Annotated in this window: 23 protein-coding genes; 4 read left to right on the forward strand and 19 right to left on the reverse strand. The window is 44.7% G+C overall.

Features of this window, described 5'->3' with window-relative positions; translation table 11 throughout:
• Positions 1-94: 94 nt before the first annotated feature.
• The 7 genes from BLS23_RS01070 to rlmH all read right to left on the reverse strand — a co-directional run bounded on the left by BLS23_RS01070 (position 95) and on the right by rlmH (position 7,922).
• Positions 95-916, reverse strand: a complete 822-nt coding sequence (locus BLS23_RS01070) for a carbohydrate ABC transporter permease (RefSeq protein ID WP_089650663.1) — start codon at positions 914-916, stop codon at positions 95-97.
• A gap of 12 nt (positions 917-928) precedes the next feature.
• Positions 929-1,813 carry a carbohydrate ABC transporter permease gene (locus BLS23_RS01075; RefSeq protein ID WP_208599153.1) on the reverse strand — a complete coding sequence of 295 codons (885 nt, stop codon included), beginning with the start codon at positions 1,811-1,813 and terminating at the stop codon, positions 929-931.
• 150 nt (positions 1,814-1,963) lie between these two features.
• Entirely contained in the window at positions 1,964-3,244 is a 1,281-nt protein-coding gene (locus BLS23_RS01080) for an ABC transporter substrate-binding protein (RefSeq protein WP_089650793.1), read from the reverse strand.
• A 22-nt stretch (positions 3,245-3,266) separates the two neighbouring features.
• A complete protein-coding gene (locus BLS23_RS01085; protein ID WP_089650664.1) occupies positions 3,267-5,381 on the reverse strand; it encodes an amylo-alpha-1,6-glucosidase in 2,115 nt (704 codons plus the stop codon).
• An 83-nt stretch (positions 5,382-5,464) separates the two neighbouring features.
• Complete coding sequence (locus tag BLS23_RS01090) at positions 5,465-6,478, reverse strand: LacI family DNA-binding transcriptional regulator (RefSeq protein WP_089650665.1); 1,014 nt, start codon at positions 6,476-6,478, stop codon at positions 5,465-5,467.
• 158 nt (positions 6,479-6,636) lie between these two features.
• Positions 6,637-7,359: a sulfite exporter TauE/SafE family protein gene (locus tag BLS23_RS01095; RefSeq protein WP_089650666.1), complete on the reverse strand. Its 723-nt coding sequence runs from the start codon at positions 7,357-7,359 to the stop codon at positions 6,637-6,639.
• A gap of 83 nt (positions 7,360-7,442) precedes the next feature.
• Positions 7,443-7,922, reverse strand: a complete 480-nt coding sequence (rlmH, locus tag BLS23_RS01100; protein WP_089650667.1) for a 23S rRNA (pseudouridine(1915)-N(3))-methyltransferase RlmH — start codon at positions 7,920-7,922, stop codon at positions 7,443-7,445.
• A gap of 161 nt (positions 7,923-8,083) precedes the next feature.
• Here rlmH and BLS23_RS01105 point away from each other — a divergent pair, with 161 nt between their 5' ends.
• Positions 8,084-8,386, forward strand: a complete 303-nt coding sequence (locus BLS23_RS01105; RefSeq protein ID WP_089650668.1) for a hypothetical protein — start codon at positions 8,084-8,086, stop codon at positions 8,384-8,386.
• Positions 8,387-8,496: 110 nt separating this feature from the next.
• Here BLS23_RS01105 and BLS23_RS01110 read toward each other — a convergent pair whose 3' ends face one another.
• From BLS23_RS01110 to BLS23_RS01150, 9 genes are all read right to left on the reverse strand, one after another.
• Complete coding sequence (locus BLS23_RS01110) at positions 8,497-9,780, reverse strand: GntP family permease (protein ID WP_089650669.1); 1,284 nt, start codon at positions 9,778-9,780, stop codon at positions 8,497-8,499.
• Positions 9,781-9,798: 18 nt separating this feature from the next.
• Complete coding sequence (locus BLS23_RS01115; RefSeq protein ID WP_089650670.1) at positions 9,799-10,977, reverse strand: thiolase family protein; 1,179 nt, start codon at positions 10,975-10,977, stop codon at positions 9,799-9,801.
• Between the two features lie 18 nt (positions 10,978-10,995).
• Entirely contained in the window at positions 10,996-11,772 is a 777-nt protein-coding gene (locus BLS23_RS01120) for a 3-hydroxybutyrate dehydrogenase (RefSeq protein WP_089650671.1), read from the reverse strand.
• A gap of 12 nt (positions 11,773-11,784) precedes the next feature.
• Complete coding sequence (locus tag BLS23_RS01125) at positions 11,785-12,465, reverse strand: 3-oxoacid CoA-transferase subunit B (RefSeq protein WP_089650672.1); 681 nt, start codon at positions 12,463-12,465, stop codon at positions 11,785-11,787.
• 18 nt (positions 12,466-12,483) lie between these two features.
• Positions 12,484-13,179, reverse strand: coding sequence for a CoA transferase subunit A (locus tag BLS23_RS01130; RefSeq protein WP_089650673.1), 696 nt, complete (start codon positions 13,177-13,179; stop codon positions 12,484-12,486).
• Between the two features lie 204 nt (positions 13,180-13,383).
• Complete coding sequence (locus tag BLS23_RS01135; RefSeq protein ID WP_208599149.1) at positions 13,384-14,748, reverse strand: sigma-54 interaction domain-containing protein; 1,365 nt, start codon at positions 14,746-14,748, stop codon at positions 13,384-13,386.
• Positions 14,749-14,911: 163 nt separating this feature from the next.
• Entirely contained in the window at positions 14,912-16,186 is a 1,275-nt protein-coding gene (locus tag BLS23_RS01140; protein ID WP_244157018.1) for a M48 family metallopeptidase, read from the reverse strand.
• 65 nt (positions 16,187-16,251) lie between these two features.
• Positions 16,252-16,719, reverse strand: coding sequence for an NUDIX hydrolase (locus tag BLS23_RS01145; protein WP_089650675.1), 468 nt, complete (start codon positions 16,717-16,719; stop codon positions 16,252-16,254).
• A 173-nt stretch (positions 16,720-16,892) separates the two neighbouring features.
• A complete protein-coding gene (locus tag BLS23_RS01150) occupies positions 16,893-18,002 on the reverse strand; it encodes an endonuclease (protein WP_244157023.1) in 1,110 nt (369 codons plus the stop codon).
• Between the two features lie 287 nt (positions 18,003-18,289).
• Between BLS23_RS01150 and BLS23_RS01155 the strand changes: the two genes are divergently transcribed.
• On the forward strand, positions 18,290-19,651 hold the full coding sequence (locus tag BLS23_RS01155; protein WP_089650677.1) for an FAD-dependent oxidoreductase: 1,362 nt from the start codon (positions 18,290-18,292) through the stop codon (positions 19,649-19,651).
• A gap of 36 nt (positions 19,652-19,687) precedes the next feature.
• Here the strand turns inward: BLS23_RS01155 and BLS23_RS01160 are convergent, their stop codons facing one another.
• A complete protein-coding gene (locus BLS23_RS01160) occupies positions 19,688-19,873 on the reverse strand; it encodes a hypothetical protein (RefSeq protein ID WP_089650678.1) in 186 nt (61 codons plus the stop codon).
• Positions 19,874-19,914: 41 nt separating this feature from the next.
• Complete coding sequence (ltaE, locus tag BLS23_RS01165; protein WP_089650679.1) at positions 19,915-20,937, reverse strand: low-specificity L-threonine aldolase; 1,023 nt, start codon at positions 20,935-20,937, stop codon at positions 19,915-19,917.
• Positions 20,938-21,206: 269 nt separating this feature from the next.
• Here ltaE and BLS23_RS01170 point away from each other — a divergent pair, with 269 nt between their 5' ends.
• Both BLS23_RS01170 and BLS23_RS01175 read left to right on the forward strand, forming a co-directional pair.
• On the forward strand, positions 21,207-22,547 hold the full coding sequence (locus tag BLS23_RS01170; RefSeq protein ID WP_089650680.1) for an alanine/glycine:cation symporter family protein: 1,341 nt from the start codon (positions 21,207-21,209) through the stop codon (positions 22,545-22,547).
• 108 nt (positions 22,548-22,655) lie between these two features.
• Positions 22,656-23,357, forward strand: coding sequence for a DUF2306 domain-containing protein (locus BLS23_RS01175; RefSeq protein WP_089650795.1), 702 nt, complete (start codon positions 22,656-22,658; stop codon positions 23,355-23,357).
• A gap of 408 nt (positions 23,358-23,765) precedes the next feature.
• Here the strand turns inward: BLS23_RS01175 and BLS23_RS01180 are convergent, their stop codons facing one another.
• Positions 23,766-24,992, reverse strand: coding sequence for a S1C family serine protease (locus BLS23_RS01180; protein WP_089650681.1), 1,227 nt, complete (start codon positions 24,990-24,992; stop codon positions 23,766-23,768).
• Positions 24,993-25,056: the final 64 nt, after the last annotated feature.

Below are 25,056 nucleotides of genomic sequence, written 5' to 3' on the forward strand. Positions count from 1 at the left end.
TTGCGATAGTGAGGAGCAATGGTTTTTAGAAACGATACTCCCACTTTCACCATGTGAAGATTCTCCGAGTGATGAGGTTTAAAAGACTTTTGAGTTATTTACCACCTGTAAACGTGACACCTTTAATAAAGTAACGGTTAAAGAAGGCATAAATCAGTAAGGACGGAATCGTCATAAGAGTCGATGCTGCCATAATTAAATTCCAGAAACTGATGTATTGTCCTTTAAATGTATTCAACCCTAAAGTCAGCGTAAACATCTCTTCATCTGACATGATGATTAGCGGTCTCATAAAGTCATTCCAAGAAGACATAAAAATAAAGACAGCCTGCGCAGCGAGTGCGGGTTTTGCTAATGGCATAACAATTTTGAAAAACGTACCGATCCGGCTAAGTCCATCCATTTGAGCCGCTTCCTCGAGCTCTTTCGGGAAGTTCAAAAAGAACTGCCTCATCATGAATATGAACGTTGCATTAACCATACCTGGGATGATCAATCCTTGGTAGGTGTTTAACCATCCGAACATCTTTAAAATTAGGTAACTAGGAATCAAGGTTACTTGGAATGGAATCATGAGAACCACAAGGATTAGGAAAAACCAAAACTTACGGCCTGCAAATTTAATTCTTGCCAATGCGTATCCGGCCATGGAGTTAAAAATAATGTTCAAGAAAACCATACAAGCTGTGATAAAAATGGAATTGAACATCCACCTTAGAAATAAGGGCTCTTGGGAAAAGATTTGAATGTAGTTATCAAAAGTGAATGTTTCTGGTAAAAATGTAATTCCTGATACGATTTCTTCCAGCGATTTGAAGGAAGAAAGAATAGCCCACAAAAATGGAATGAATGTGATGACCGCGTATAGAATTAAGATTGTGTAAATGAAAGGCTTGGAAAATAGTCTTTTCTTCATCTCTGAACCCCCTTAGTCATGAAGCTTCTCTTCACCAAAGAATTTCTTCTGAATCAATGTAACTACCATGATGATGATTGCCAGAATAACTGCCAATGCTGATGCATAGCCCATATCTAATGATTTGAAGGCATATTGATAAATAAGTAACACGATGGTCAGTGTCGAGTTATTTGGTCCACCTGATCCTCCAGAGAAGATGTAGGATTGGTCAAATAACTGGAATGTACCTATGACCCCCATGACAACGACAAAGAAAGTTACAGGCTTCAATATTGGGATTGTGATGTAGATAAACTTTTGCCACCAGTTTGCTCCGTCGATGGTCGCTGCTTCATAAACAGAATCAGAGATATCCTGCATCGCCGCTAAATAAATGACCATAAAGAATGGAGCCGTGGCCCAGATATTCATAATCATAATAGATTTCAGGGCAATGCTCGGATCGGCCAGCCAATTATACGTAGGCAATTGTAAAAAAGCCAAAAAGGTATTGATAAGCCCGTCAGGATTATACATCCACATGAAAATGATTGTAAGAACAGCGGATGATGTTACCGTCGGTAAAAAGAAAATAATTCGGAATGCGTTTTTCCCACGGATATTAGAATTTAAAGCAGCAGCTAATAGTAAGGCTAAACAGGTTTGGACGGGTACTACAATCAAAACGTATTCAGCAGTATTTTTTAGAGCGATCATGGCCCGTCCATCATCAAACGACCTTGTATAATTATCGAGTCCAATGAATTCGTACCCTATGCCTCCCAGCAATTGAACATCATTAAAGGATAAGTACAAAGCATATAAAATAGGAATGACAACAAAAATTCCAATCGTGAAGATCGTAGGGCTCATAAACAAGTATCCCGAAAACCCTTCTTTAAATGTCTTCGTCATCATTTTCTTCGGCTTTTTTGGTTGTTTCTTTTGTTTGGAACCTCTTTTCTGAAAAACTTGAGAACGATCCTCTTTTTTCACCGGATCCATGTTGACACCTCTTTCCTGATATAAATGTAAGAGGGGACTCAAGTGGTCCCCTCTTATCCTTTAATTGGAAGACTCAATTTCTTTATTGGCCGTCTCTTGAGCTTTTTGCAACGCTTCCTCTAACGTTTGTTCGCCAAGAAGTGCACTAATGAATTGGTTATCAAAGTTTGTCATAATGGTCGGTAGGTTTTTACCTGCTTGCCATGGTTGTGCGTAAGATGCTCCTTCTACAAATGACTGGCGAAGAGGATCTTCATCATACCCAAGCTCTTCCGCTACAGATTTACGCGTTGGCAGTGCGAATCCTTTGCTTGTCCATGTTTCCATACCTTCTTTACCTGTGAGGTAAGAAATCAACTCCCACGATGCTTCTTTCACCTCGGATTGTTTGTTCATTACGTAAGCAACAGTGAAAGCAGCGGTTGCTTTCTCTCCATTGATGGTTGGTAGTTCCGCTGTTGTAAAGTTTAAGTCACTGAAGTTATCTTCTAAGAACGGGATGGTCCAGTTCCCTTCAATAACCATAGCAGCCTTTCCTTGACCAAACATATCTCCACCCCAATCTGTACCTACATCAGAGGGTAATCCAGCGCTCTGATCCTCTTGGTACATTTCAATGACAGGTTTTAGTGAAGCAATGGCCTCTTCACTTGCGAAAGCTGCTTTCCCATTGTCATCGACAACTTGTCCACCATAAGGTTGGAACTTATAAAATTGTCGTGCAAGTTCTTTAGACAAACCAAGACCGAATCGCTCTGGCTGCCCATCTCCGTCTTCATCCACCGTTAACTTTTGTGCATACTCTCCAAGTTCTTCCCATGTTTCTGGAGGACCTTCGAGACCAGCCTCTTCAAAGGCTGACTCATTATAAAATAAAGACAATGTTGAGAAATCCTTTGGAAAACCGTATTGAGTTCCATCTATCTTGAACGCATTCAGAAGCGGCTCTTCAAAGTCCTCTACGTCGAAATCCTCAGTCACGTATTCATCTAAAGGCTCTAGAACTCCAGTATCAATGAGTGAAGGAGCCTCTAATGCATCTAGATAAAAGACATCAGCGGCCTCCCCACCTACCAAACGGGTTTTTGTAACGTCCATATATTGATCAGCAATCACTTCGTGCTTCACTTCAATATCAGGGTGTTTTTCTTCAAAAGAGGCGATGGTTTCTTTCAATAATTTTTCTTCTTCAGGACTAGATCCCCAACCAGCTAGTTCAACAACCGTCTTCCCATCCTCATTTTCTCCTCCACCCGAAGAGTCACTGCTGCATCCTACGAGAGCTGTTCCTAACAGCATGCCTGAAACCCCTACAGCCGCCAACATTTTATTGATTTTCATACCCATCAATCCCTCCGTTTTTTTAAACATTAACACTCACATGTTCTGCTTTTTGAATAAGGAAACCCGTTGTATTCTTATGAATGTCTACTTGATGCCCACTGGAATCTCGTTTCACTTTCAAAGATAGATATCCATCCCCAAGAGGAAGATTTTCCAAGCTCAGTTCACTCATTTCAGGCAGTAATTTTGGATGAATAGCTAATTGGTTATTTTCTATATTTGGATACAAACCAAGCATCGTTCTAACAAAAGTAAGTGGTGTGCCAGCCGCCCATGCTTGCGGAGAACATGCTACTGGATAAGGGACCGGCTTGCCTTCTTCTCTGCTGTATCCACAAAACAGTTCAGGGAGTCTATGATTTTCGAATGATTGAGAAGCTTCAATCATGCCTGAGATAACCTTGTTCGCTTGTTCATCACCTTTCAACAGCCCCATTCCTAGTAAAATCATACTGTTATCATGAGGCCAGACACTTCCGTCATGATAGCTGATCGGGTTGTAGGCCGCTTCTCCCTCTCCCATCGTACGAATGCCATATCCAGAGAACATAGCAGGGGAAACGAGCATATCCATCACTTTTTGTGCTCTTTCTTCCATTAACATACCGGAAAATAAAACATGTCCGGGATTAGAGGTAAGCGTCCCCACTCGCTCTTTATTTTTATCTAAAGCAATGGCATAGAACTCTTTATCTTCCATCCAGAAAGCACTTTCAAATTTTTTCTTAAGTGATTCCGCTTGTTTCCACAATGTTTTTGCTTTTTCTTCTTGACCATTCGCTTCATAGATTTGAGCCAAGCCGGCTTTTGCTTGATACACATACCCTTGTACCTCTGCAAGAGCAATTGGGGATTCTCCAAAGTCTCCATTTCTATGAACAACCGAATCAGCGGAATCTTTCCAACCTTGGTTAGCAATTCCTTTCGATGATTCCTGGTGGTACTCTACAAAACCATCTCCATCCCTGTCCCCATATAAATCGATCCAATCAAGGGCTGCTTCAATGGTTTTTTCTAATTCTTCAAAAAGCTGCATGTCCTTGTACCAATGTACATATTCGGTAACTAAAATGAGGAACAGTGGCGTCGAATCGATAGATCCATAATAAGGAGTAAATGGAACTTGGTTCGTATTTGCAAGCTCACCATAACGTACTTCATGCATAATTTTCCCTGGTTCTTCATCTCTCCAGGAATCTTTCTTTGTACCTTGATAGTGAGCCATCGTCCTAAGCGTCCCGCGTACGATATCCGGTTGGAACGGAAGCATTTGTAATGCTGCAATTAAACTATCTCTCCCAAAAGGAACACCGAACCACGGCAAACCAGCTACAAAGAAAGGCCCATGACCTACATCGGTCGATAATGCCTGCAAATCCTGTATTCCTCTGTCCACCAGGTTTTGCAGTGGTTTATATTCTGTTGATATATTGGTAACGCTTTCATTCCAAGTTTTATAATTCTCTTTCAAACCCTTATAAGCCAGGGACCAATCGTGCACTTCTATCTTCTCTCCTGCCAATGTAGGAATGATATATAAAGTAAGTTCTTTCACCTCGCCGTGATCCAACTCAATCGGTACTTGAATCGTTTGGTCGTTCACATTTGCATTCTCTTGTTCATCCCAGGCAACTCTAGTATTTCTCTTTATGTCATCCGCTCCAACGTATGAAAAAACTAAATCGTTAGCGGTTTGGGACACTCCTAATTTCTTGCCGGTCGTTCCGTTTTGAAAACCTCGAACGATAAACATGTCAGAGAAATCGACATCGAGTGAAAGCTCAACCGTGAACTTCACCTTTTTCGGATTATAGTTCCTTAAGGTGACCCTGTCATATAGAACATCACTATAAATGAAACGATGTCTCTTTATTTCTATGGATTCTCGCCATAACTCCACTTCCCCGTCTTTTTCTATGTGAGGATTTGTAAGTAACATTGAAGACTCGTAGGTTTCACCTGGTTCTGATTTTAAGAGAATGGGCTCTTCTCCATTAATCGTTATCTTCATTTCACTGAGAAAACGGGTATCTTTCTTGTACAGCCCCAGTCCATACTTATGATTTAGTGGGATGTCTCCCTTCTTATCCGTTAACAAAAATAATTCATTGTCCTTCAAAACACGATATTCCATCTTCTCATCCTCCTAACCGAAACGTTTTGGATTTAAGATAAAAAATATATCCGAAACGTTTCGGAATTTCTCAAAAAAATATATTAATTACATCTTGTTGTTGTTTTTCTAACTTTTAGTTCATTATCAATCAACTGAACTCTTTTCTCATCTGTCTGGTGGAGAATCTTCAAAAGCAAATCAGCTGCTTCATAACCCATACGGAAAGTATCCTGAGCGATTGTTGTTAAAGCTGGTGTTACATAAGAAGCCAAAGTAATATCGTCATAGCCGACAATGGATAAGTCACCAGGAATTTTCTTACCAAGATCAAATGCTGCTCTCATGACACCTAAAGCCATTAAATCACTAGCACAAAAGATTGCGGTAATTTCAGGGTTGTTTTTCAGAAGTTGATAGGCTGCCTCTTCTGCTTTTAACTCCGTGAACTCACCATTCACTATCCATTCCGGGTGGATGTCCAAGCCTTCTTCCACCATGCCAAGTTCGAACCCTTTTCTTCTTTCTTTACTTACATAAGCCTGATCATGACCATTGATCATAGCAATGTTGGAGTGTCCTAATTCAGCTAAATGGCGGATCGCTTTCATAGAACCGTCCACGTTGTCCGTAGAGACATAACCTGTATGTTCATTTTCCACGGGTACATCAATCAAAACACAAGGAATGTTACTATCAAAGATTTCAATTAAGTAAGGGTCATCTTTCTTAATTCCTTGTACAATAACCCCATCCACTCGCCGTTCACGACACAATTGGGCATATGTTTTTTCCTTCTGCTTCGATGTCGTGGTATTGAATAAAACCAAGTCATACCCCATCGATCCACAATATTCATTGATTCCAGTTAACACATCAAAAACGATATTATCTTTTGCACCATCTCTTGATAATCCCGAAACTAAGAGTCCAATCGTTTTCGTATGTTTCATCACGAGACTTCTTGCCAAGGCATTCGGGCTGTATTCAATTTCTTTAGCGATTTGTTCAATCCGTTTCCTAGTATCTGCATTAACATCCGAATACCCATTTAATGCTCTTGAAACGGTAGTAACGGATACTCCTGCTAGTTTTGCAATGTCTTTTATCGTAGCCATATTTGTCTCCTAAAATTCTTTCCGAAACGTTTCGGATTTTGACTTGAGTTTAGTTTACACATAATGAAAGCGTTTTACAACCCCTGTTATACAAAAAGGACATATCTTTTAGAATGTTTTTTCAATTTTGTAGGGACAATTAATAGATCATCTTTTATTTACAAACTCCCTACACTCTCAATCAGCAAATATATCCCTGTAAATAATAGAATAATATATGTAAATAGGCGAAAGACCTTTGGATCGATCCATTTAAATAATTTCCCGCCTAAATACAACCCCAAAAATACCAAGGGTAACGCCCATAAACTCGATACCCAGGTCGTCTTACTGGTCCCAGCAAAAACCACTTGGATAATTAAGCTGACAAAATATATAAATAGATAAAAGGCCAATGTAGTCCCTCTTACTATCTCTTTAGGAGTATCTGTCCCTGAAAAATATAACAATATCGGAGGTCCAGGCACACCTATACTCGTGGTAAGCGAACCGGAAATCCCGCCTATAAGCAAGTCTCTCTCCTTACTTTGGTTCATCCGAAACTTAAGAATCAGCATAATTGTTAGTGCAATAATCATAAGGGCTACTCCCATTTTCAACCGATTCATATCCATGTGTAAAAAAACTGCAATCCCTATGGCCAGTCCTATTACACTACCAGTCACGAACCTTTTAAGGATTCCTAAATCAATATCCTTTTTAATTTTCATGATTAAAGCACTTGAGATCACTAAAGATAAAATTAAATTTATTTGTATTGCCTCAGCCGGTTCAAATAGCAAAAGGAGAAATGGAGTAGCCATGATGGAAAATCCAAACCCTGTACTCGTTTGAAGTACAGAAGCGATTAGGATAATGATAATAAATGCTACAACCTCCATAAAACTCTTCCTTCCTTACAACAAAAGCATTTCATTCGTGGTTGGATTTTCTAAGACTACGAATGGCACTATCCGAATGTGCATTATTTATGATAGGGCTCATTTCTTATGATTTTGAACGCCCGGTAGACCTGCTCCACCAACATCAACCGCATCAACTGGTGAGGAAAAGTCATATTCGAAAAAGACAAGCCAAAATCACTCCGCTCCAGCACTTCATCACTCAAACCTAGCGAACCTCCGATGACAAACGCCACTTTACTCTTGCCGTAAGTCGCAAGCTCATCGATTTTTTTCGCAAGCTTCTCAGACGTCAGCTGCTTTCCTTCAATTTCGAGTGTGATAACGTATGTATCCTGAGAGACCTTCGAAAGGATTCGCTCTCCTTCCTTCTGCTTCACCTCCACCATTTGCGCTTCACTCAAATTTTCCGGTGCTTTTTCGTCTGGGACCTCGACGACATCTACTTTCGCATAAGGACCAAGCCTTTTCACGTATTCCGCAATCCCCTGCTTCAAATACTTTTCCTTCAACTTTCCAACAGTTACAATTGTAATCTTCATGCTGTACTCCTCCGTAACAAATCATTTGTCTCTAGTGTACCACGAAGTGGATTTCCATAATTAGGCGTACCAGGTCATACATAATATGGAAATTAATCATAAGCCCCCTTCTTACACATAGATATGAAAGGTGATTGAATTCCTAAAGAGGAGATGACAGCATGAGCGATTTTGATAAGAACAACTGCTCTAAGGAAAATGAGGCAAACAAGAACGAGGATGGGTTTGTAAAAGGTGTGTCCAAAGAGGCCAATGACTTCATTCATAATACGGTCGATACTTCTGGAAAGATCATTAAGTCGATTACGGGTGAAGGCGGGCTGATTGGGAAAACAGTGGATTCTTCCGGCAATATCGTTAAGAAAGCCTCCGAGAAAGGCTCAGATGTCATTGGAAAGACCGTGGACAATTCTTCAAAAGCGTTTAAATCGATTAAAGATAAGACGTTTAACAGAAAGAAATAGATCGTACCACAAAGGAATCCGGTTTTTACGGGATTCCTTTTTTATAACAAACAGACCAGGTCATCCAATATATGGATGACCTGGTCTGTTAAATAAAGGCTATTCAACTCTTATAGGATGCCGATCGTATTCAACAAAATTACGAATGCTACAGAGATTACTGGAATTAGGACGGCTACGACAAAGATATCTTTATAGCTGTCTTTGTGCGTCATACCTGTAATCGCAAACAATGTCAGGACCGCTCCGTTGTGCGGAAGTGCATCGAGACCGCCTGAGGATAGGGAAGCGACACGGTGGAAAGCTTCCGGACTGATGCCTGTGTTCATGGCGATTTCGTAGTACTTGGATCCTAGCGCTTCAAGCGCGATTCCCATACCACCGGATGCGGAACCGGTTGCACCAGCGAGTACGTTAACGGCGATCGCTTCTGAGATCAATGGATTTCCTTTGATGCCCATCAGCAATTGTGTCAGGTTGGCGAAGCCGGGCACTTCACGTACGACTGTACCAAATCCGACCGCGGCACTCGTGTTGATGATCGCGATAACTGAACCGGCAGCTCCACTGTTCATGGATGGGATGAACTTTTTGAACATCGTGACGTTCAGAAGCATAATGAGCACTATTCCTGAAATCAGAGCGGTAACAACGTCCCAGTTTAATAGATTCAATGTAAGAAGAACCGTTAATAATGGCAGAAGGGACAAGAAAAAGTTCGGCGTTGTATCCGGTTGTTCGATTTCTTTCTTTTCTTTCGGTTCGGTGAAGACCTCTCCTTGAGCGACGAGTTTCTTCTCACGCCATCTCAGGTAAAAATAGCCTCCGCCACCCATGATAATGGCTGCAATGATTCCCATGACAGGTGCTGCCATGGCGTCCGTTTGGAAGTATTCCATCGGGATCAGGTTCTGGATTTGCGGTGAACCTGGAAGGGCCGTCATCGTAAACGTAAAGGCACCTAATGCGACTGTTGCAGGAATCAGCTTTCGGCTGATGTTCGCTTCACGGAACAGGGATAGGGCCAATGGATAAACAGCAAAAACGACGACGAACAGGCTGACTCCGCCGTACGTCAGAACAGCGGCGGATACGAGCACCCCTAAAATCGCGCGCTGAGTACCAATCAATTTTGTGAAAGCGACCGCGACAGAACGGGCCATCCCTGTGTTTTCCATCAGTTTTCCGAAAATGGCTCCGAGCATGAAGACAGGGAACCAGTCTTTCGCGAAGGCGACAAATCCGCCCATGTATGTATCTTTATAAGCTTCGAGTAGATCGAGACCGCCGGTGAGGGCGACGACACCAGCTGCGATGGGCGCCACCCAGATGATGGACCAGCCTAAGTAGGCAAGGGCCATCAATACGACAAGCCCGAGAAAAATTCCGAACATGGTTTTTCCTCCTTATGTTTATTGAGTCTCGACGACCATGGCGATGCCTTGACCGCCGCCGATGCATAACGATGCGACGCCGTAACGTCCACCTCTGCGCTTGAGCTCCTTAATCATCGTGTACAGGACACGTGTGCCGCTTACACCGATCGGATGACCGAGGGCGATGGCTCCACCGTTGACATTCACTTTGTCACGGTCGAGGCCGAGTTCTTTTTCAACGGCAAGATATTGAGATGCGAACGCTTCGTTCACTTCGATGAGGTCCATATCATCAAGCGAGAGCTCTGCTTTTTCCAATGCCTGACGAATCGCTGGGGCAGGACCGATGCCCATGTATTCAGGCTCCACGCCGGCAACAGACCAAGAAAGGATCTTAGCGATCGGTTGAACATTGTGGTCACTCACATAATTTTCGCTTGCTAAAACGACCGCACCTGCACCGTCATTGATTCCACTTGCATTCCCGCCTGTCACCGTGCCGTCCTTTTTGAAGGCTGGCTTCAGCTTGGATAAGGATTCAGGGTTGGTATCTTCACGAATGTGCTCATCTTGATCGACCACTTGCGTTCCTTTACGTGTCTTGATTTCGACTGGTACAATCTCTTCTGCGAATTTTCCAGATGTACGGGCCTCTGCTGCGAGCTTATGGCTGCGAGTTGCATATTCATCCTGCTGTTCTCTTGTAATTTCATATTTCTCCGCAAGATTTTCACCAGTGACACCCATGCCAGCTCCGATATATTCATCCGTCAGAGCAGCCCAGAGCATGTCATCGATTTTCGGTGTACCAAGCTTGGTGCCAAAACGGCTGCCTCGCATGGCATGCGGTGCAAGACTCATGCTTTCCACACCACCGGCTAATGCTGTTTCTCCCTCGCCAAGTTGAATGGACTGGGCAGCCGATATGACAGATTGCATACCAGAGCCACACAAACGGTTGACCGCAAGAGCCGGACTTGTATGTGGCACGCCTGTTTTCAAGGAAATGTGGCGGGCTAAGTAAGGTGCGTTTTGTGAAGAATGGATGACATTCCCCATGATGGTGAGGTCAATATGTTCTGCAGAAATGCCGCTTCGTTTCAGTGCTTCTTTGCTTGCCGTTACTCCTAAATCGGTCGGATCGACGTCTTTCAAGGCCCCGCCAAACGTACCGAACGGAGTGCGTGCCCCTTCTATGATATACACTGGTTTCATGTAAAAATCCCCTTTCGTTTATTGAGTCGTATAACCGCCATCAATGACGACTGCCTGACCGGTTACCCCTTTGGCTTTGTTGCTTGCAAGGAACAACGTGTAATCAGCAACTTCCTGAACGGACAAAAGACGTTTTTGTGGAACAAGTGGGTAGATGACTTCTTCCAGCGCTTTTTCTAAAGAAACGCCACGGTTTTTAGCCAGATCCTCAAGCTGATTCCTTACGAGTGGCGTGTCAACGTAACCTGGGCAGACCGCATTGACGGTGATTCCGTCTTCCGCACCTTCAAGAGCCGTCACTTTCGTAAGCCCGATAACTCCATGTTTCGCACTATTGTAGGCGGCCTTGCCAGCGAAGCCGATCAAGCCGTTGATGGACGCCATGTTGATGATGCGTCCGAAGCCTTGTTTTTTCATGATTGGGAAAGCGTGTTTCGTTGCCATGAAGGGGGCAACCAGCATGATTTTCGTAATTAGTTCGAATTTCTCTGTTGGAAAATCTTCAATGGATGCGACGTGCTGCAAACCGGCATTGTTAACGAGTACATCGAGACGGCCGAATTTTTCTACAGTTTTGTCGATCGCACTCTGAATCTGTTCTTCTTTCGTCACGTCACAGACGAGTCCGATTGCCTGCAGACCTTCTTGATTCAAGCGATCTGCTGCTTCTTTCACTTTTTCCTCGTTAATATCACTGAGCGCTACTTTCGCGCCGTTGCGGGCGAATTCGGTTCCAATTTCGTAGCCGATCCCACTCGCTGCACCTGTAATGAATACCACATTATTTTCAACCATGGATGTTCCTCCTTATTTGCTGGATGGCATTTTTAAAAGTTCGTCACTGATGATCAGTTCTGCTTCTGTCTGTGTTTTGATTTCGTCCACAGTCCATCCTTCTGCGATTTCGACGAGCTTCAGACCTTCGTCCGTCACGTCCATAACCGCACGGTCCGTGATGATGCGGTCGACAACGCCTTTTCCTGTCAGCGGCAGTTTACATTCCTTCAAAATCTTCGGATCGCCATGTTTGTTGACGTGATCCATGATAATGACGACCTTTTTCGATCCGTGTACGATGTCCATCGCACCACCCATGCCTTTAATCATTTTTCCTGGAATCATCCAGTTGGCAAGATCGCCGTTTTCTGCCACTTCCATACCGCCTAAAATCGCTAAGTCGAGGTGCTCGCCACGGATCATGGCAAACGATTCCGAACTGTCACAGTAAGCGGCACCAACAGACGCCGTTACCGTTTCTTTACCGGCATTAATCAAGTCAGGATCGACTTCATGCTCATAAGGCGAGCGGCCGATGCCAAGAAGACCGTTTTCAGACTGAAGCACGACTTCTTTTTCCGGATGGATGTAGTTCGCCACCATTGTCGGCATACCGATTCCGAGGTTCACATAGTAACCGCTTTCAATTTCCTGTTCAGCTCGTCGGGCAATCATTTCACGGATTGCCGCTTTGTCTTTTTGTACTGCCATTGTTCATCTACCTCCTATTTATGCTTCTTTTCTTACCGTATAACGTTCAATGCGCTTCTCCTGCTGCCCTTCGATGAGCCCTTGCACGTAAATACCCGGTGTATGAATGGCGTCTGCTTCGAGTTCACCCGGTTCAACGAGTTCCTCGACTTCTGCAATCGTTACTGCACCAGCAGCTGCCATCATCGGGTTGAAATTGCGGGCCGTTTTGTTGTAGACGAGATTTCCGTGACGGTCCCCTCTAAATGCTCGGACAAGACTGAAGTCTGCCGTCAACCCTTCTTGTAAAAGGTATTCCTTACCATTGAAAGTGCGTACCTCTTTGCCTTCCGCGATCGGCGTACCGACTCCTGCTGGTGTGTAAAAGGCCGGGATACCAGCTCCACCTGCACGGATTTTCTCCGCTAACGTTCCTTGAGGCGTAAGTTCGACTTCAAGCTCACCCGCGAGTACCTGGCGTTCAAATTCCTTGTTTTCCCCGACGTACGAGCCAATCATTTTATCGATCTGTTTATTTTTCAAAAGTAGTCCAAGACCCCAATCGTCGACCCCGCAGTTATTAGAGATGACGGTCAAATGCTTCACGTTCGATTCGACGAGGGCGAGAATCAAGTTCTCCGGAATTCCGACAAGCCCGAATCCTCCTACCATAATTGTTGAATGATCCTTTATATCTTTCACAGCTTCATGAAATGATGAATAAATTTGTTTCATGAGTCTTCACACTCCCTTCACCCTTTTACATGCAAGTTTCATGCCAACTTAACGGTATTGCTGCATCAAGGATTTTGAATCTTTTGTGAAATGTTTTTTACGGATTTCTGGAATTTGGCGCAAGCAGTTAATGAAAACCCTTACATAACCGTATAAAAAGAACCATTCCAGAATTCCGGAATAGATTCCTGAATTTTGGAATGGTTAGAGGTTGTATTTTTTTACTTTGTCATAAAGAGAGGATTTTCCGATGCCGAGCCGCTTCGCAGCCAAACTTTTATCACCATCCGCCTCTTTCAACACTTTTTGAATGGCTTGTTTTTCGGTCTGCTCGACGATTTGTTTCAGCGTTTCCGCCTCCGGAACAGGGGCGGATTCCTTTTGAAGATGTGCAGGAAGGTCCTCATATTGAACCGTTTCCCCGTCGGTCATATGCACCGCTGACTCAATAACGTTTTCAAGCTCACGGACATTGCCCGGCCAGTGGTATTTGTAAAAGACGTCCTCGACCGCTTTCGAAAACTCCTCCACACGTTTCCCCGTACGGTCGGACACCTTTTGCAATAAATATTTGGAAAGGATTTTGATATCCCCGCGTCTTGTCCGGAGAGGAGGAATATCAATCTGGACGACATTGATTCGGTAAAAGAGGTCCTCACGGAAACGCTGGTCCTGAATCATTTCCTCCAGCGACTGGTTGGTCGCGGCGATAATTCGTACATCCACTTCTTGCGGGTGAACCGCGCCGACCGCTTCGATTTCCCCTTCCTGGAGAGCGCGCAAGATTTTCACCTGCGCTCTTAGAGGCATGTCTCCGATTTCATCAAGAAAAAGCGTACCGCCATGGGCGAGCTGGAATTTCCCAGGCTTCCCGCCTTTTTTCGCACCCGTAAACGCCCCATCCTGATAGCCAAACAGCTCGGCTTCGATGAGATCCTCAGGGATGGCTGCACAGTTCACCTTCACAAAAGGCTTTGTGCTCCGCTCACTGAGGTGATGGATGCTGTGAGCGAACAACTCTTTCCCTGTGCCGCTCTCGCCGCGCAAAAGAACAGAAACATCGCTATGCGCCGTTTTGCGTATTTTTTCCTTTAACTGAAGAACGTCCGGGGAGCTCGTAATGATGTCATGCAGGGAGTACTTTGCCCCGTTTTGCTGCTGCATTTGATTACGGTAGGTTTCAAGCTCAAGAAGCAGGTCCTTGATATGGGTGTTCATAATTTTCCATTCATCCGTGTCACGGAAAAGAACCATACCCAGCGCACCAATCACCTCACCGTTTTCCCAGAGTGGGATACGATGGGCAATCATATAATCGCCTCGGATTTGCTGGAGGTCGGCCATTTCCTCTTCTCCCGTGTCCGCAACGATATGCATGCGTGTATTTTCAATAACGTCCGTCACATGTTTTCCTTTCACCGTTGTTTGATCCACATCAATGAAGCGACAGTAACTTTCATTCATGTAAGAAATACAGCCCTCCCGATCGACAACGACAATACAATGTTCCACATTTCCAAACAACGTCTCAAGTACTTGATTCCGGTAATCCTCAAGCATGGAAAGCATCCCATACCCTCCTCTTTCTTCCTATTTAATATGATAGCGTTTACAAACTCATTTATTAAAAGTCTATCAGAAGACCCCCACACATACTAGATACAACCTAAAAAATACCGTACCAGGTCATCCATATTCTGGATGACCTGGTACGGTAAATATTGTAAGTCTGTTATTCTTCTTTCATATCAATGCCCTGATAAGACTCAAGCATATGGATGCGTTCCATCATTGTCGGATGTCCGTAGCGTAAATATTTGACGAGCGCAGGCGGGTGGACGTCGCTCAACCCGTTCACCGTAAGCTCCTGGAACGATCCAATCGCCCCATCCGGATCCTGGGTCATTTCAATCGCGTACTGGTCGGCATCTGTTTCGGCATTCCTTGAAATGGCAAGCTCCACTGGACTTGATAAAAACGAAAGCATCGTCAGGATGAGGAAAAACATCGGCAGACTGGCGATATCCGATACTTTTGTGAAGCCGAGCCTTTCTCCCCATCTACGCGTTGCATACCGCAATAAATGATAGGTGAAGAAAAGTCCAAAGAACGTTGCGACAATAACACCAGCTAAATTCCAATACAAGTGATTCATGACGTAATGACCGATTTCATGCGCCATTATAAACAGCACCTCATTTTCCTGAAGGCGGTTCAGTGTCGTATCCCACAACACGATGCGCAAATTCGAACCTATGCCGTTCACATAGGCATTCATGCTGTTCGTCTTTTCGGACATATTCACTTCATACACCCGCTCAGCAGGAACGTCTGCTTCATCCGCAAGCGCGAGAATTTTTTCTTCCAGCTGCTTGTCTTGAAGCTCAGTGAAGTCGTTGTAAAGCGGATCGATGACGACCGGCTGTAAGTACATCATGAAAAATAAAAATGGGATCATGAGCACCCAGGCAATCAGCCACCAGCGTTTTTCGAACTTTTTCATAAGGAAATATAGGACGGTGATGAGAAGCGCCATGATGATGAACCCGATCCAAAATCCGACCAGCTCATCACGCATCCAGCTGGAAAAGCTTTGTGTGGAAATGCCATATTCTACAGACAGCCACCGTCTCGCATAATCCAACGGAAATAAAAGAATCGTCGTCAACGTTTGCAGCAGTAAAACGAAGATTGGAATTTGAATGATGCGGAAACGGGAAATCTGCTTGCCGAAATTTTTAAAAACGACCGAGGCACCAAAAATCATCACACCAAGATAGATGATCCATTCGAGCGGCTCCCCGAGAAAAGATAAGAAGTTCTGATACCGCGAATACTCCTGGCTCAGCTCCAGTTCCTTTTCCGTCATGAACGTCGCGGGATCCGCGGCCGTTCCTTCATACGCTGGCGGAACTCCTACATCTGTCCACTGAAAGAAATAAAGGCCTAACAAAAGACCATAAATGGCATACAACACGAGCGTCCAAGTGATGAACTTTTTCTTCACTTCCCCACCTCCGAAAAATAGGACTCGTACCATTGTACGAGCCTATGTGAATGACTAGAACCCTCTTACCCTTTCACAACGAGATGCGATGTTTCACATGGAACATTCGTTAATGCTTTTCTGAGAAAAGGTGGTCGTACTTCGATTTTCTCCATATCTTCTAAGGGGATCCATTGATAGATCAGCCGCTCCCCTTCAAGTCCTTGGAAAGGTCCTTCTCTAAATGTCGGTTCCTTTGTGTTTAATAAATAGTAGAAAGCCACCTCATGCATATCATCCCCTCGGTGTTCAAAAAACGTCTCCGCCATCCAAACGGTTCGTTCCACCTCTACGGCATAGCCAAGCTCCTCTTTCATCTCCCGCATAATCGTATCTTCAGAAGCTTCTCCCAGTTCAATGCCTCCACCTGGCAGCGCCCAATACGAATCATTCACCTGTTTATGTAAAAGCACATGATCGTTTTCTATCAGTATCCCTGCCGCTCTATAGTTGAACCGCTGCCCATCCACCTTAAACCGAACATCCCTCGCCATCCAATCACCTCCTAAAATTCTCATACCCTATAAACTACCACACCCAAAAACCAAACTCCTGCATCGATTGATTAACATATCCAAATATTGTTGTACCAGGTCATACATATATTGGTAAAAAGAACAACAAAAAACCGGACCATGATGGTGGTCCGGTTTTTGCCTTGATCCTTTTACCATATCTGTTCAACATATTCTGGGTGGTCGATGAATGGATTTCGATTTCCCTGGTAATCATTAAAAATGACTTCATTTCGGTTTCGTTCAAAGTCGTCAACGGGGTCCTGCGCATGCCATTCCTTCAGCACGGAAAGCCTTCCTAAGTATGGACCGCTCGTCCCTACATAATCGGCAATTTCTAAATCCAATTCTCCCTGATCCCCTTCATAACGGACGGCCATATAGAAAATCATTCGGGCGACGTCCCCTTTTACCGCGTCGCGAGGTTCCCAGGAATCTCCGTCATAATAAGTGCCCGGCGCTTCGTAAAAAGCAGATCCCCCTTCATCAAAATCCAGATTCCCGCGAGCCGAATTGACTGTTACATCTGTAGGACGAAGATGGTGGATATCTGTACCTGCACCCATCGACGTTCCGAAATCCCCATGTGACTTCGCCCATACGTGCTCACGGTTCCAGTCATCGACATAACCACCGTTGTCATACTTGCTGTAGGACTTTCCGGAGTATAAAAGCAATACATTGTTCGAGTTTGATGGATCTTCATCTGTATGACGCAGCGCATCCCAGACGTTGGAATAAGAAAGCTCGGTATGGTCATCAATGATCTCATGCAGCGATTGTTTCAATGCATAACCGGACAAACCTTCCGCATCTTGATAGTAGCTGCCTGTGTATGTACTTCCATCGTCATCACCGCTTCCGCCATCATCCGTAGAAACTTTGGATAACGATGTCACATATTCAATTCCCTGGTGAGCGAAATAATCATCCCTCGTACCATCTATTCTAATTTTCCTCCCCATCAGCCCCGGGTTGTTTTGCAGGCCGTATTCACGACGATATTCTGAATCCAACTTCACAAAAATCATGTCGTCCACCTGAGTTTCGGAAGCATCATCCGCTACTGCTAGAGCATAATCACTCGTGAAATTGCTCTGCTCAACCGTATCAATGCCTACAGGAACCCCTACAATATACCCTTCTACCGCTACATCTGTTCCATTCGGTGTGTACAAAGCATCGCCTACGGTTATCGTTCCAGCAGCCTGAACACCATGGGCAGATAAAATAAAGACAAGACTAAAAACGAAAACAACCATCCTTTTCAAATCAAACACTCCCTTGATAGAAATGAGACCTTCGCCTACCTCTTCCATGCCGGGTCGTAATTTCCTTCAGCTAACCACAAAATTAATACAAACCTCACAGGCCTTTTACGCTGCGTATATAATAATTCCAAAATATGTATGACCTGGTACAACAAAAAAAGGAAAATTATTTTGTGAAATACTGAACAAAGGGGTTGTTTTTCTAAATGAACCGTTTTATAATAAAAACATATTGAACATGTGAAATGTTTCACATGTACTTTCAAGGAGGATCTACCATGAAAATTGCTGTTATTGGAAGCACTCACGCAGGTACCGCTGCGGTTACAAATATGGCGAAACTTTACCCTGAAGCAGACATTACGGTTTATGAACGAAATGACAATGTATCCTTTTTATCTTGTGGTTTAGCGTTATACGTCGGTGGAGTCGTCAATGATCCGCAGGGGCTGTTTTATTCTTCCCCTCAAGAGCTGCAAAACCTTGGTGTGACGATGAAGATGCAGCATGACGTGGAACACATTGATACAGTCAGAAGAACGATTGAAGCTACAAACCTTGTCACAGGTAAAAAAATTCACGACACGTACGATAAGCTCATCATGACGACAGGTTCCTGGCCGGTCACCCCTCCCATCGAAGGTATCGGGCTTGATAACATCTTGCTTGCGAAAAACTACCACCAGGCAAACACCATCATCGAGCGTGCGAAAGACGCGCAAAAGGTGACGGTCGTCGGCGCCGGATATATCGGGGTCGAGATTGTTGAAGCTTTTGAAAAAGCAGGCAAAGACGTGACACTCATCGATGGTGCAGGTCGAATCTTGAATAAATATTTAGATGAAGAGTTCACCACTATGGTTGAAAATGATTTCAAAGCACGCGGCATTGAGCTAGCTATGAACGAAACAGTCCAGCATTTTGAAGGAACCAACGGATCTGTTTCTACCGTCACAACAAACAGTGGAACGTACGAAACGGACCTTGTCATCCTTTGCGTCGGCTTCCGTCCAAACACGGATTTATTAAAAGGAAAAGTCGATATGCTTGATAACGGCGCGATTAAAGTCAATGAATATATGCAAACGAGTGACCCTGAAATTTTCGCTGCGGGTGACTGTTGTGCCGTTCCTTACAATCCGACAGGCGGACACATGTATATTCCACTTGCAACGAATGCCGTCCGTATGGGGACATTAGCCGCCCGCAATTTAATCGAACCGACGATGAAACACGTCGGAACACAAGGCACATCCGGACTTCACATTTTCGATCTAAACATGGCTTCCACTGGACTTACGGAAACATCTGCTCAACTTTTAGGCATTCATGTGAAAAACATCACAATCGAAGACACTCATCGCCCAGCGTTTATGCCGACAGCAGAAAAAGTGATGCTGAAAGTAACGATCAACCCTGATTCCCGCCGCATCCTTGGTGCACAAGTCATTTCCAAAGCGGACGTGACACAATCCATCAACACGATGAGCGTGTGCATTCAAACAGGCATGACGATCGACGAACTAGCGTACACGGATTTCTTTTTCCAGCCCCACTTCAACCAACCGTGGAACTTCCTGAACAAAGCTGGTCTTGAAGCACAGTCCCAGGAGTCACAACGACTACCTGAACTTGTATAATAAATGACCCCCATGGATGAATCCATGGGGGTTTGACTATTTTCGCTTATCCAATTCTTTTCTATATCGTTTCATCCTTCTCAAATCCTTGCCAAGCTCATCCAGCGGAATACCATCAACAAAAGAATCCTTGAACAACATGTCAGCAAATTTTTCGTCATTGATCGACGGACCTCGTCTGACTTGATTTGCTCGGATGTCCGCTATGAACGCCACCTCCATGGGTTATTTCCTATCTATACCCTATTCATGAAAAGATAATCCTAATACTGATAACGGGAAATGATCACATCAATGACCTGGTCTATGTCTCTTTCACTCACATCATAATTTGTGACAAACCTGACTGTAGTCGGGCCGAAGGGCACCGCAAGAATGCCGTCTCCTTCGAGTTTATGTAAAAAGGATTCGGCCGTCTCTCCCAGTCCATCCACATGAACGAGCACGATATTCGTTTCCACTTTTTCAATCTTCAGCCCTACTACATGCTGAAGGCCGTTCGCCAGCTGCCTTGCATGCGCGTGGTCCTCCGCTAGCCGGTCCACCATCTCGGTCAAGGCCACATACGCAGGTGCAGCAACCATCCCGACTTGGCGCAACCCGCCGCCGAGACGCTTTCTCCATTTTCGCGCTTTTTTGATAAAATCATAGGAACCGGCAATGATTGATCCTACCGGTGCTCCCAACCCTTTCGACAAACACACCTGCACCGTATCGGTTTGATCAGCGTACCGGTGCAATGAAATTCCTGAGGCGACAGATGCATTGAACAAGCGTGCACCATCGAGATGGACGGGTATCCCTTCTTCTCTCGCCACTTCATAAATCGCCTGCATATTTTCAAGCGGCACGACAACGCCCCCCGCTTTGTTATGCGTGTTCTCGAGGCAGATCAAGCTCGTTTCCGGAAAATGAATGTCGTCCGGCCGAATCGCGGCCTTCACATCTTCAGGATCCATCACCCCACGTGTCCCTTGAATCGTCCGTGGCTGCACCCCAGCAAGTGCCGACATCGACGCACCTTCATATAGAAAAAGGTGGGCGTTCGCTTCCAGAAGCACTTCATCCCCAGGGCTGCAGTGGGTCAAAACGGCAATCTGGTTTCCCTGTGTTCCACTGGTCACAAACAATGCCGCCTCTTTCCCGAGCATTTCCGCCGCCTTGTCTTCAAGCTTTTTCACAGTAGGATCTTCTTCATACACATCATCCCCGACATCTGCTTCAAACGCTGCCTGACGCATCGCCATCGTCGGTTTGGTTACGGTATCACTTCTTAAATCAATCATAAGTACCCCTCCTTTTTTTCTATTGTACGTAAATTCTTCAGCGTTTGGAAAGCAATAGCGGTGGTGGCGGATACTAAAATATCGTTGTCGAATTCTCAAGTAGTTTTGTCGAATACTAAATTTACGCTGTCGAATTCTTAAATAGTTTTGTCGAATACTAAATTTATGCTGTCGAATTCCTTAATAACTTTTTCCTCTTGTACTAAAACGCTTGCAAGTGAGATACTCTTTTTCATGGTCATATGTTAAAGAAAGAAAGGATCTTACCCATGGAACAACTAACCAACGTATTCATAGAGATTAATAGCTTTTTATGGGGACCAGTCATGCTGATTTTCCTGCTTGGGACCGGCGTATGGCTGACATTTCAACTGCGCTTCATTCAGGTCCGCTCCCTTGGACAAGGATTCAAGCAGACGTTCGCACCCCTTTTCAAAAAAGAAAAAACAGAAGGCATCCACTCCTTCAAGGCGCTTGCGACCTCAATATCCGCCCAAGTCGGGACAGGAAACCTCGCTGGTGTCGCCACCGCCATCGCAGCTGGCGGTCCCGGGGCGATTTTCTGGATGTGGATCAGCTCCTTCTTCGGGATGGCAACGATTTTCGCAGAAGCCGTTCTCGCTCAGCTTTATAAAGTGAAAAAAGGAGACCAGGTCCACGGCGGTCCTGCGTATTACATCCGGGACGGGCTTGGCAGCAAGTGGCTCGCCGGATTCTTCGCCATTGCCATCATCATCGCTCTTGGATTTGTCGGAAATATGGTCCAGTCCAATGCGATTACGACCGCGATGAACGAAGCGATGGGATCAAGTTCCACAACGATTAACCTCGGCTTAGGAGTTGCCGTCGCCTTTTTCATCGGTCTCATTCTATTCGGAGGCATTACTCGGATTTCGTCCTTTGCAGGAAATGTCGTCCCTGTCATGGCCTTGCTCTATATCATTGGAAGCCTCATCATTATGGTGAACTTCTGGGACCAGGTTCTTCCGACACTGCAGCTCATCGTCCAAGCCGCTATCAGTCCTGAGGCAGCTGGCGGTGGTGTCCTCGGTGCCACAATCAAAGAAGCGATTCGCTACGGAATTGCACGCGGGCTCTTTTCAAATGAAGCCGGCATGGGATCGACTCCACATGCCCATGCGATCGCAAACGTCAAGCGCCCTTCCCATCAGGGACTCGTCGCGATGGTCGGTGTTTTCATCGATACCGTCATCATCTGTACTCTGACCGCCATGGTTATTTTGACTACAGATGCCCATCAAACAGACCTTCAGGGTAGTGCGATTACACAAGAAGGGTTTGCACGCGGACTCGGAGAATTCGGCATTCCATTCATCGCCATCTGCCTCTTATTCTTTGCCTTCACAACGATCCTCGGATGGGCTTATTTCGGGGAAGTGAACGTGAAGTTTTTGTTCGGTGAAAAAGGAGTTCCTTTATACCGTGGCATAGTGTTGATTTTCATTGTGGCAGGTTCGCTTGTCCAAGTGGATTTTGTGTGGCAGATGGCCGACACGTTCAATGCGCTTATGGTACTGCCGAACTTGATTGCCATTCTTGCTTTAACTAAAATCATTAAGAAAACATGGCAACAAGATCAACTTGACTAAAAAGACCGGCGACAGCCGGTCTTTTTTTGTAAACATCTAGTAAAAAAGGAGGGGAGGAGCTTCAGGAAAGCGTATATATAGGAGGAGGTCTTGAAAGGAGCGATCGCTATGTTATTATTTTCAATCATGCTTACCATCCATATTATCGCCGGATTCAGCGCTCTCGCCGTCTTTTGGATTCCCCTTGTAACGAAAAAAGGCGGAAACATCCACAGAAAAGTCGGCTGGGTTTACGTCACGGCCATGTACACCGTAGCAGCAACAGCTCTCTATATGGGAATTTATCGCATATTTTTCGATTATACGGTACCAGAAGCTCGAGCTTTTTCCTTTTTTCTGCTTTTCATCGCTACACTAAGTGGGGCAACGGCATGGATGGGCATCCGCGTACTGCGTTTTAAACGACGGACAGAAAAACACCGCAACGTTTACGACCTGGGAATTTCATGTTTGCTTATCCTAATGTCAGCCATCACTATGGTGGTCGGATGGATGTACGACTTTCCATTGCTTCAATACTTCCCCATCTTAGGGATCATTCTTGGCGGGGGACAATTGTATTACTGGCTGACCCCACCCCAAAATAAAATGCACTGGTATTTTGAGCACTACGGAAATTTAATTGGCTGTTCGATTGCGACTCTTACCGCCTTTACCGTCTTTGGTGCTCCACGTCTGTTGAATATATCCAGCACCAGCATCTGGTTGTGGTTGCTGCCCACCGTCGTTTTGACCCCATTGATTTACGTGTTCAATTGGTACTACCGCAAGAAATTCAAGATTCAGAAAGTGAAGAAACAGAGCGCTTAAAAGAATTCTCGATTATCGTTACCATTAGACAATTTTTGATGGGATCAAACAATGAAAAACAATAAGAAATGTTGGGGAGAACCCTGTTTACATTTATACACATGTGGAAAATATAGACTAACGAAAATAGTTACCCACAATTGTCCACAGACTTATGCACAAACCTTGTAAATTTTCTGATATTCACAGGTTCCCCCTGAATATAAACAGGTTATCCACGGAATTTATCCACATATACACAATCGACAAATCTATATGGTGGCGAACATATTTTCTACTACCATATATGACACTTATCCAGAATACTATTCACACCCTGTGGATAACATTGGAGTGAATTTCGTAGAATTATAGCGAAATTTGACAGTGAAAAAGAGTATCCATGATTGGATACTCTTTTTGTGTGGGTTACTCTTGAGATCCCAGCGTCAGAGTGGTTGTCGCTTGCTCACCATCTCGATAATACGTGATTTCCATCTCATCCCCCGGGTCTTTTTCATTGTACAAGTACTTACGTAAGTCGATGATGTCCCGTACGGATTCTCCATCAAGGGCGGTGATGACATCCAATGGCTCAAGACCTGCTTTAGCAGCTGGAGACATTTGACGAATGCTGCGGATATACAATCCACCGTCTACATCTTGTGGGAGGTTCAACGTATTGCTCCATTCAGACGTCGGTACCTCATTCAGCCCATAGGCTTCAATACCAATGTACGGACGATTCACCTGGCCGTATTGTTCCAATTCATCAATGATTGGCTTGGCTGAATCAATCGGTATAGCAAAACCGATGCCTTCGACGGCAGACTGAGCAATTTTCATCGAGTTAATTCCAATCAATTGACCATCAATGTTAATAAGTGCACCACCACTGTTTCCAGGGTTTATGGCTGCATCCGTCTGAATGACTTCTGCCTGCCAGTCTTCCATCCCATCTCCATTGAAGTCCTGAGGAATCGCCCGCTCCTTACCACTGATGATTCCTTGAGTGACTGAGCCTGCGAAACTGAGACCAAGCGGATTGCCGATAGCGATGGCCGGTTCACCCACCTTCAAGTTCTCTGAAGTGCCGAGCTCAGCGACTTGTTCGACTTGATCGGCCGGCATTTTCAAAACGGCCAGATCGGTAAATAAATCTCCTCCGATCAGTTGGGCTTTGACCCTTGTTTCATCAGCAAGGACGACTTCAATTTCACTTGCCCCTTCAATGACGTGGTTGTTCGTCACGACATAAGCGGTTCCGTCTTCCTTTTTATAAATAACACCGGATCCTACTCCTGCCTGTTGGGCGGAGTCACCTTCCTGCTGCCAAAAATCCTGGCGTGTCTGCAAGTTGACCACTCCGACAACGGAAGGAGTTACTTTTTCAACCACATCGGTGATTTGCGTATTTACATCAAGCTCGACATTTTTAGTCGTTCCACCTGTCAGCTCCTGATCATCTTCAACTAGTCCACTTTCATCCTCAGGGATGGTCATATCATAGGGAAGCAGCTCGGTTTGTACCAAAGCAGGCAAAGCCAATAAGACAAGAACAGCTCCTAAAATACCTCCGACAATCGTCGGCATCACCCACCGTCTGCGCTGCTGTTTCTGCTGACGGGTAGGGGAATGATCATCATAATAACCCACGCCTCTTTCACCTTACCTTTCTTACGCTCTCCGTAAATTTCTAAGGTACTGTTTCCTTATTCTT

Source organism: Halobacillus aidingensis, from assembly GCF_900104185.1.
Taxonomy (GTDB): Bacteria; Bacillota; Bacilli; order Bacillales; family Halobacillaceae; genus Halobacillus; species Halobacillus aidingensis.

What these genes read in the sequence shown, in the direction of transcription:
- BLS23_RS01095 (WP_089650666.1), bottom strand. Translation starts at nt 7,359, where the DNA reads ATGGAGGTTGTAGCATTTATTATCATTATCCTAATCGCTTCTGTACTT.
- BLS23_RS01110 (WP_089650669.1), bottom strand. Translation starts at nt 9,780, where the DNA reads ATGTTCGGAATTTTTCTCGGGCTTGTCGTATTGATGGCCCTTGCCTAC.
- BLS23_RS01145 (WP_089650675.1), bottom strand. Translation starts at nt 16,719, where the DNA reads ATGGCGAGGGATGTTCGGTTTAAGGTGGATGGGCAGCGGTTCAACTAT.
- BLS23_RS01080 (WP_089650793.1), bottom strand. Translation starts at nt 3,244, where the DNA reads ATGAAAATCAATAAAATGTTGGCGGCTGTAGGGGTTTCAGGCATGCTG.
- BLS23_RS01155 (WP_089650677.1), top strand. Translation starts at nt 18,290, where the DNA reads ATGAAAATTGCTGTTATTGGAAGCACTCACGCAGGTACCGCTGCGGTT.
- BLS23_RS01090 (WP_089650665.1), bottom strand. Translation starts at nt 6,478, where the DNA reads ATGGCTACGATAAAAGACATTGCAAAACTAGCAGGAGTATCCGTTACT.
- BLS23_RS01105 (WP_089650668.1), top strand. Translation starts at nt 8,084, where the DNA reads ATGAGCGATTTTGATAAGAACAACTGCTCTAAGGAAAATGAGGCAAAC.
- ltaE (WP_089650679.1), bottom strand. Translation starts at nt 20,937, where the DNA reads ATGATTGATTTAAGAAGTGATACCGTAACCAAACCGACGATGGCGATG.
- BLS23_RS01085 (WP_089650664.1), bottom strand. Translation starts at nt 5,381, where the DNA reads ATGGAATATCGTGTTTTGAAGGACAATGAATTATTTTTGTTAACGGAT.
- rlmH (WP_089650667.1), bottom strand. Translation starts at nt 7,922, where the DNA reads ATGAAGATTACAATTGTAACTGTTGGAAAGTTGAAGGAAAAGTATTTG.
- BLS23_RS01150 (WP_244157023.1), bottom strand. Translation starts at nt 18,002, where the DNA reads ATGGTTGTTTTCGTTTTTAGTCTTGTCTTTATTTTATCTGCCCATGGT.
- BLS23_RS01075 (WP_208599153.1), bottom strand. Translation starts at nt 1,813, where the DNA reads ATGACGAAGACATTTAAAGAAGGGTTTTCGGGATACTTGTTTATGAGC.
- BLS23_RS01120 (WP_089650671.1), bottom strand. Translation starts at nt 11,772, where the DNA reads ATGGTTGAAAATAATGTGGTATTCATTACAGGTGCAGCGAGTGGGATC.
- BLS23_RS01125 (WP_089650672.1), bottom strand. Translation starts at nt 12,465, where the DNA reads ATGGCAGTACAAAAAGACAAAGCGGCAATCCGTGAAATGATTGCCCGA.
- BLS23_RS01160 (WP_089650678.1), bottom strand. Translation starts at nt 19,873, where the DNA reads ATGGAGGTGGCGTTCATAGCGGACATCCGAGCAAATCAAGTCAGACGA.
- BLS23_RS01070 (WP_089650663.1), bottom strand. Translation starts at nt 916, where the DNA reads ATGAAGAAAAGACTATTTTCCAAGCCTTTCATTTACACAATCTTAATT.
- BLS23_RS01130 (WP_089650673.1), bottom strand. Translation starts at nt 13,179, where the DNA reads ATGAAACAAATTTATTCATCATTTCATGAAGCTGTGAAAGATATAAAG.
- BLS23_RS01135 (WP_208599149.1), bottom strand. Translation starts at nt 14,748, where the DNA reads ATGCTTTCCATGCTTGAGGATTACCGGAATCAAGTACTTGAGACGTTG.
- BLS23_RS01175 (WP_089650795.1), top strand. Translation starts at nt 22,656, where the DNA reads ATGTTATTATTTTCAATCATGCTTACCATCCATATTATCGCCGGATTC.
- BLS23_RS01115 (WP_089650670.1), bottom strand. Translation starts at nt 10,977, where the DNA reads ATGAAACCAGTGTATATCATAGAAGGGGCACGCACTCCGTTCGGTACG.
- BLS23_RS01170 (WP_089650680.1), top strand. Translation starts at nt 21,207, where the DNA reads ATGGAACAACTAACCAACGTATTCATAGAGATTAATAGCTTTTTATGG.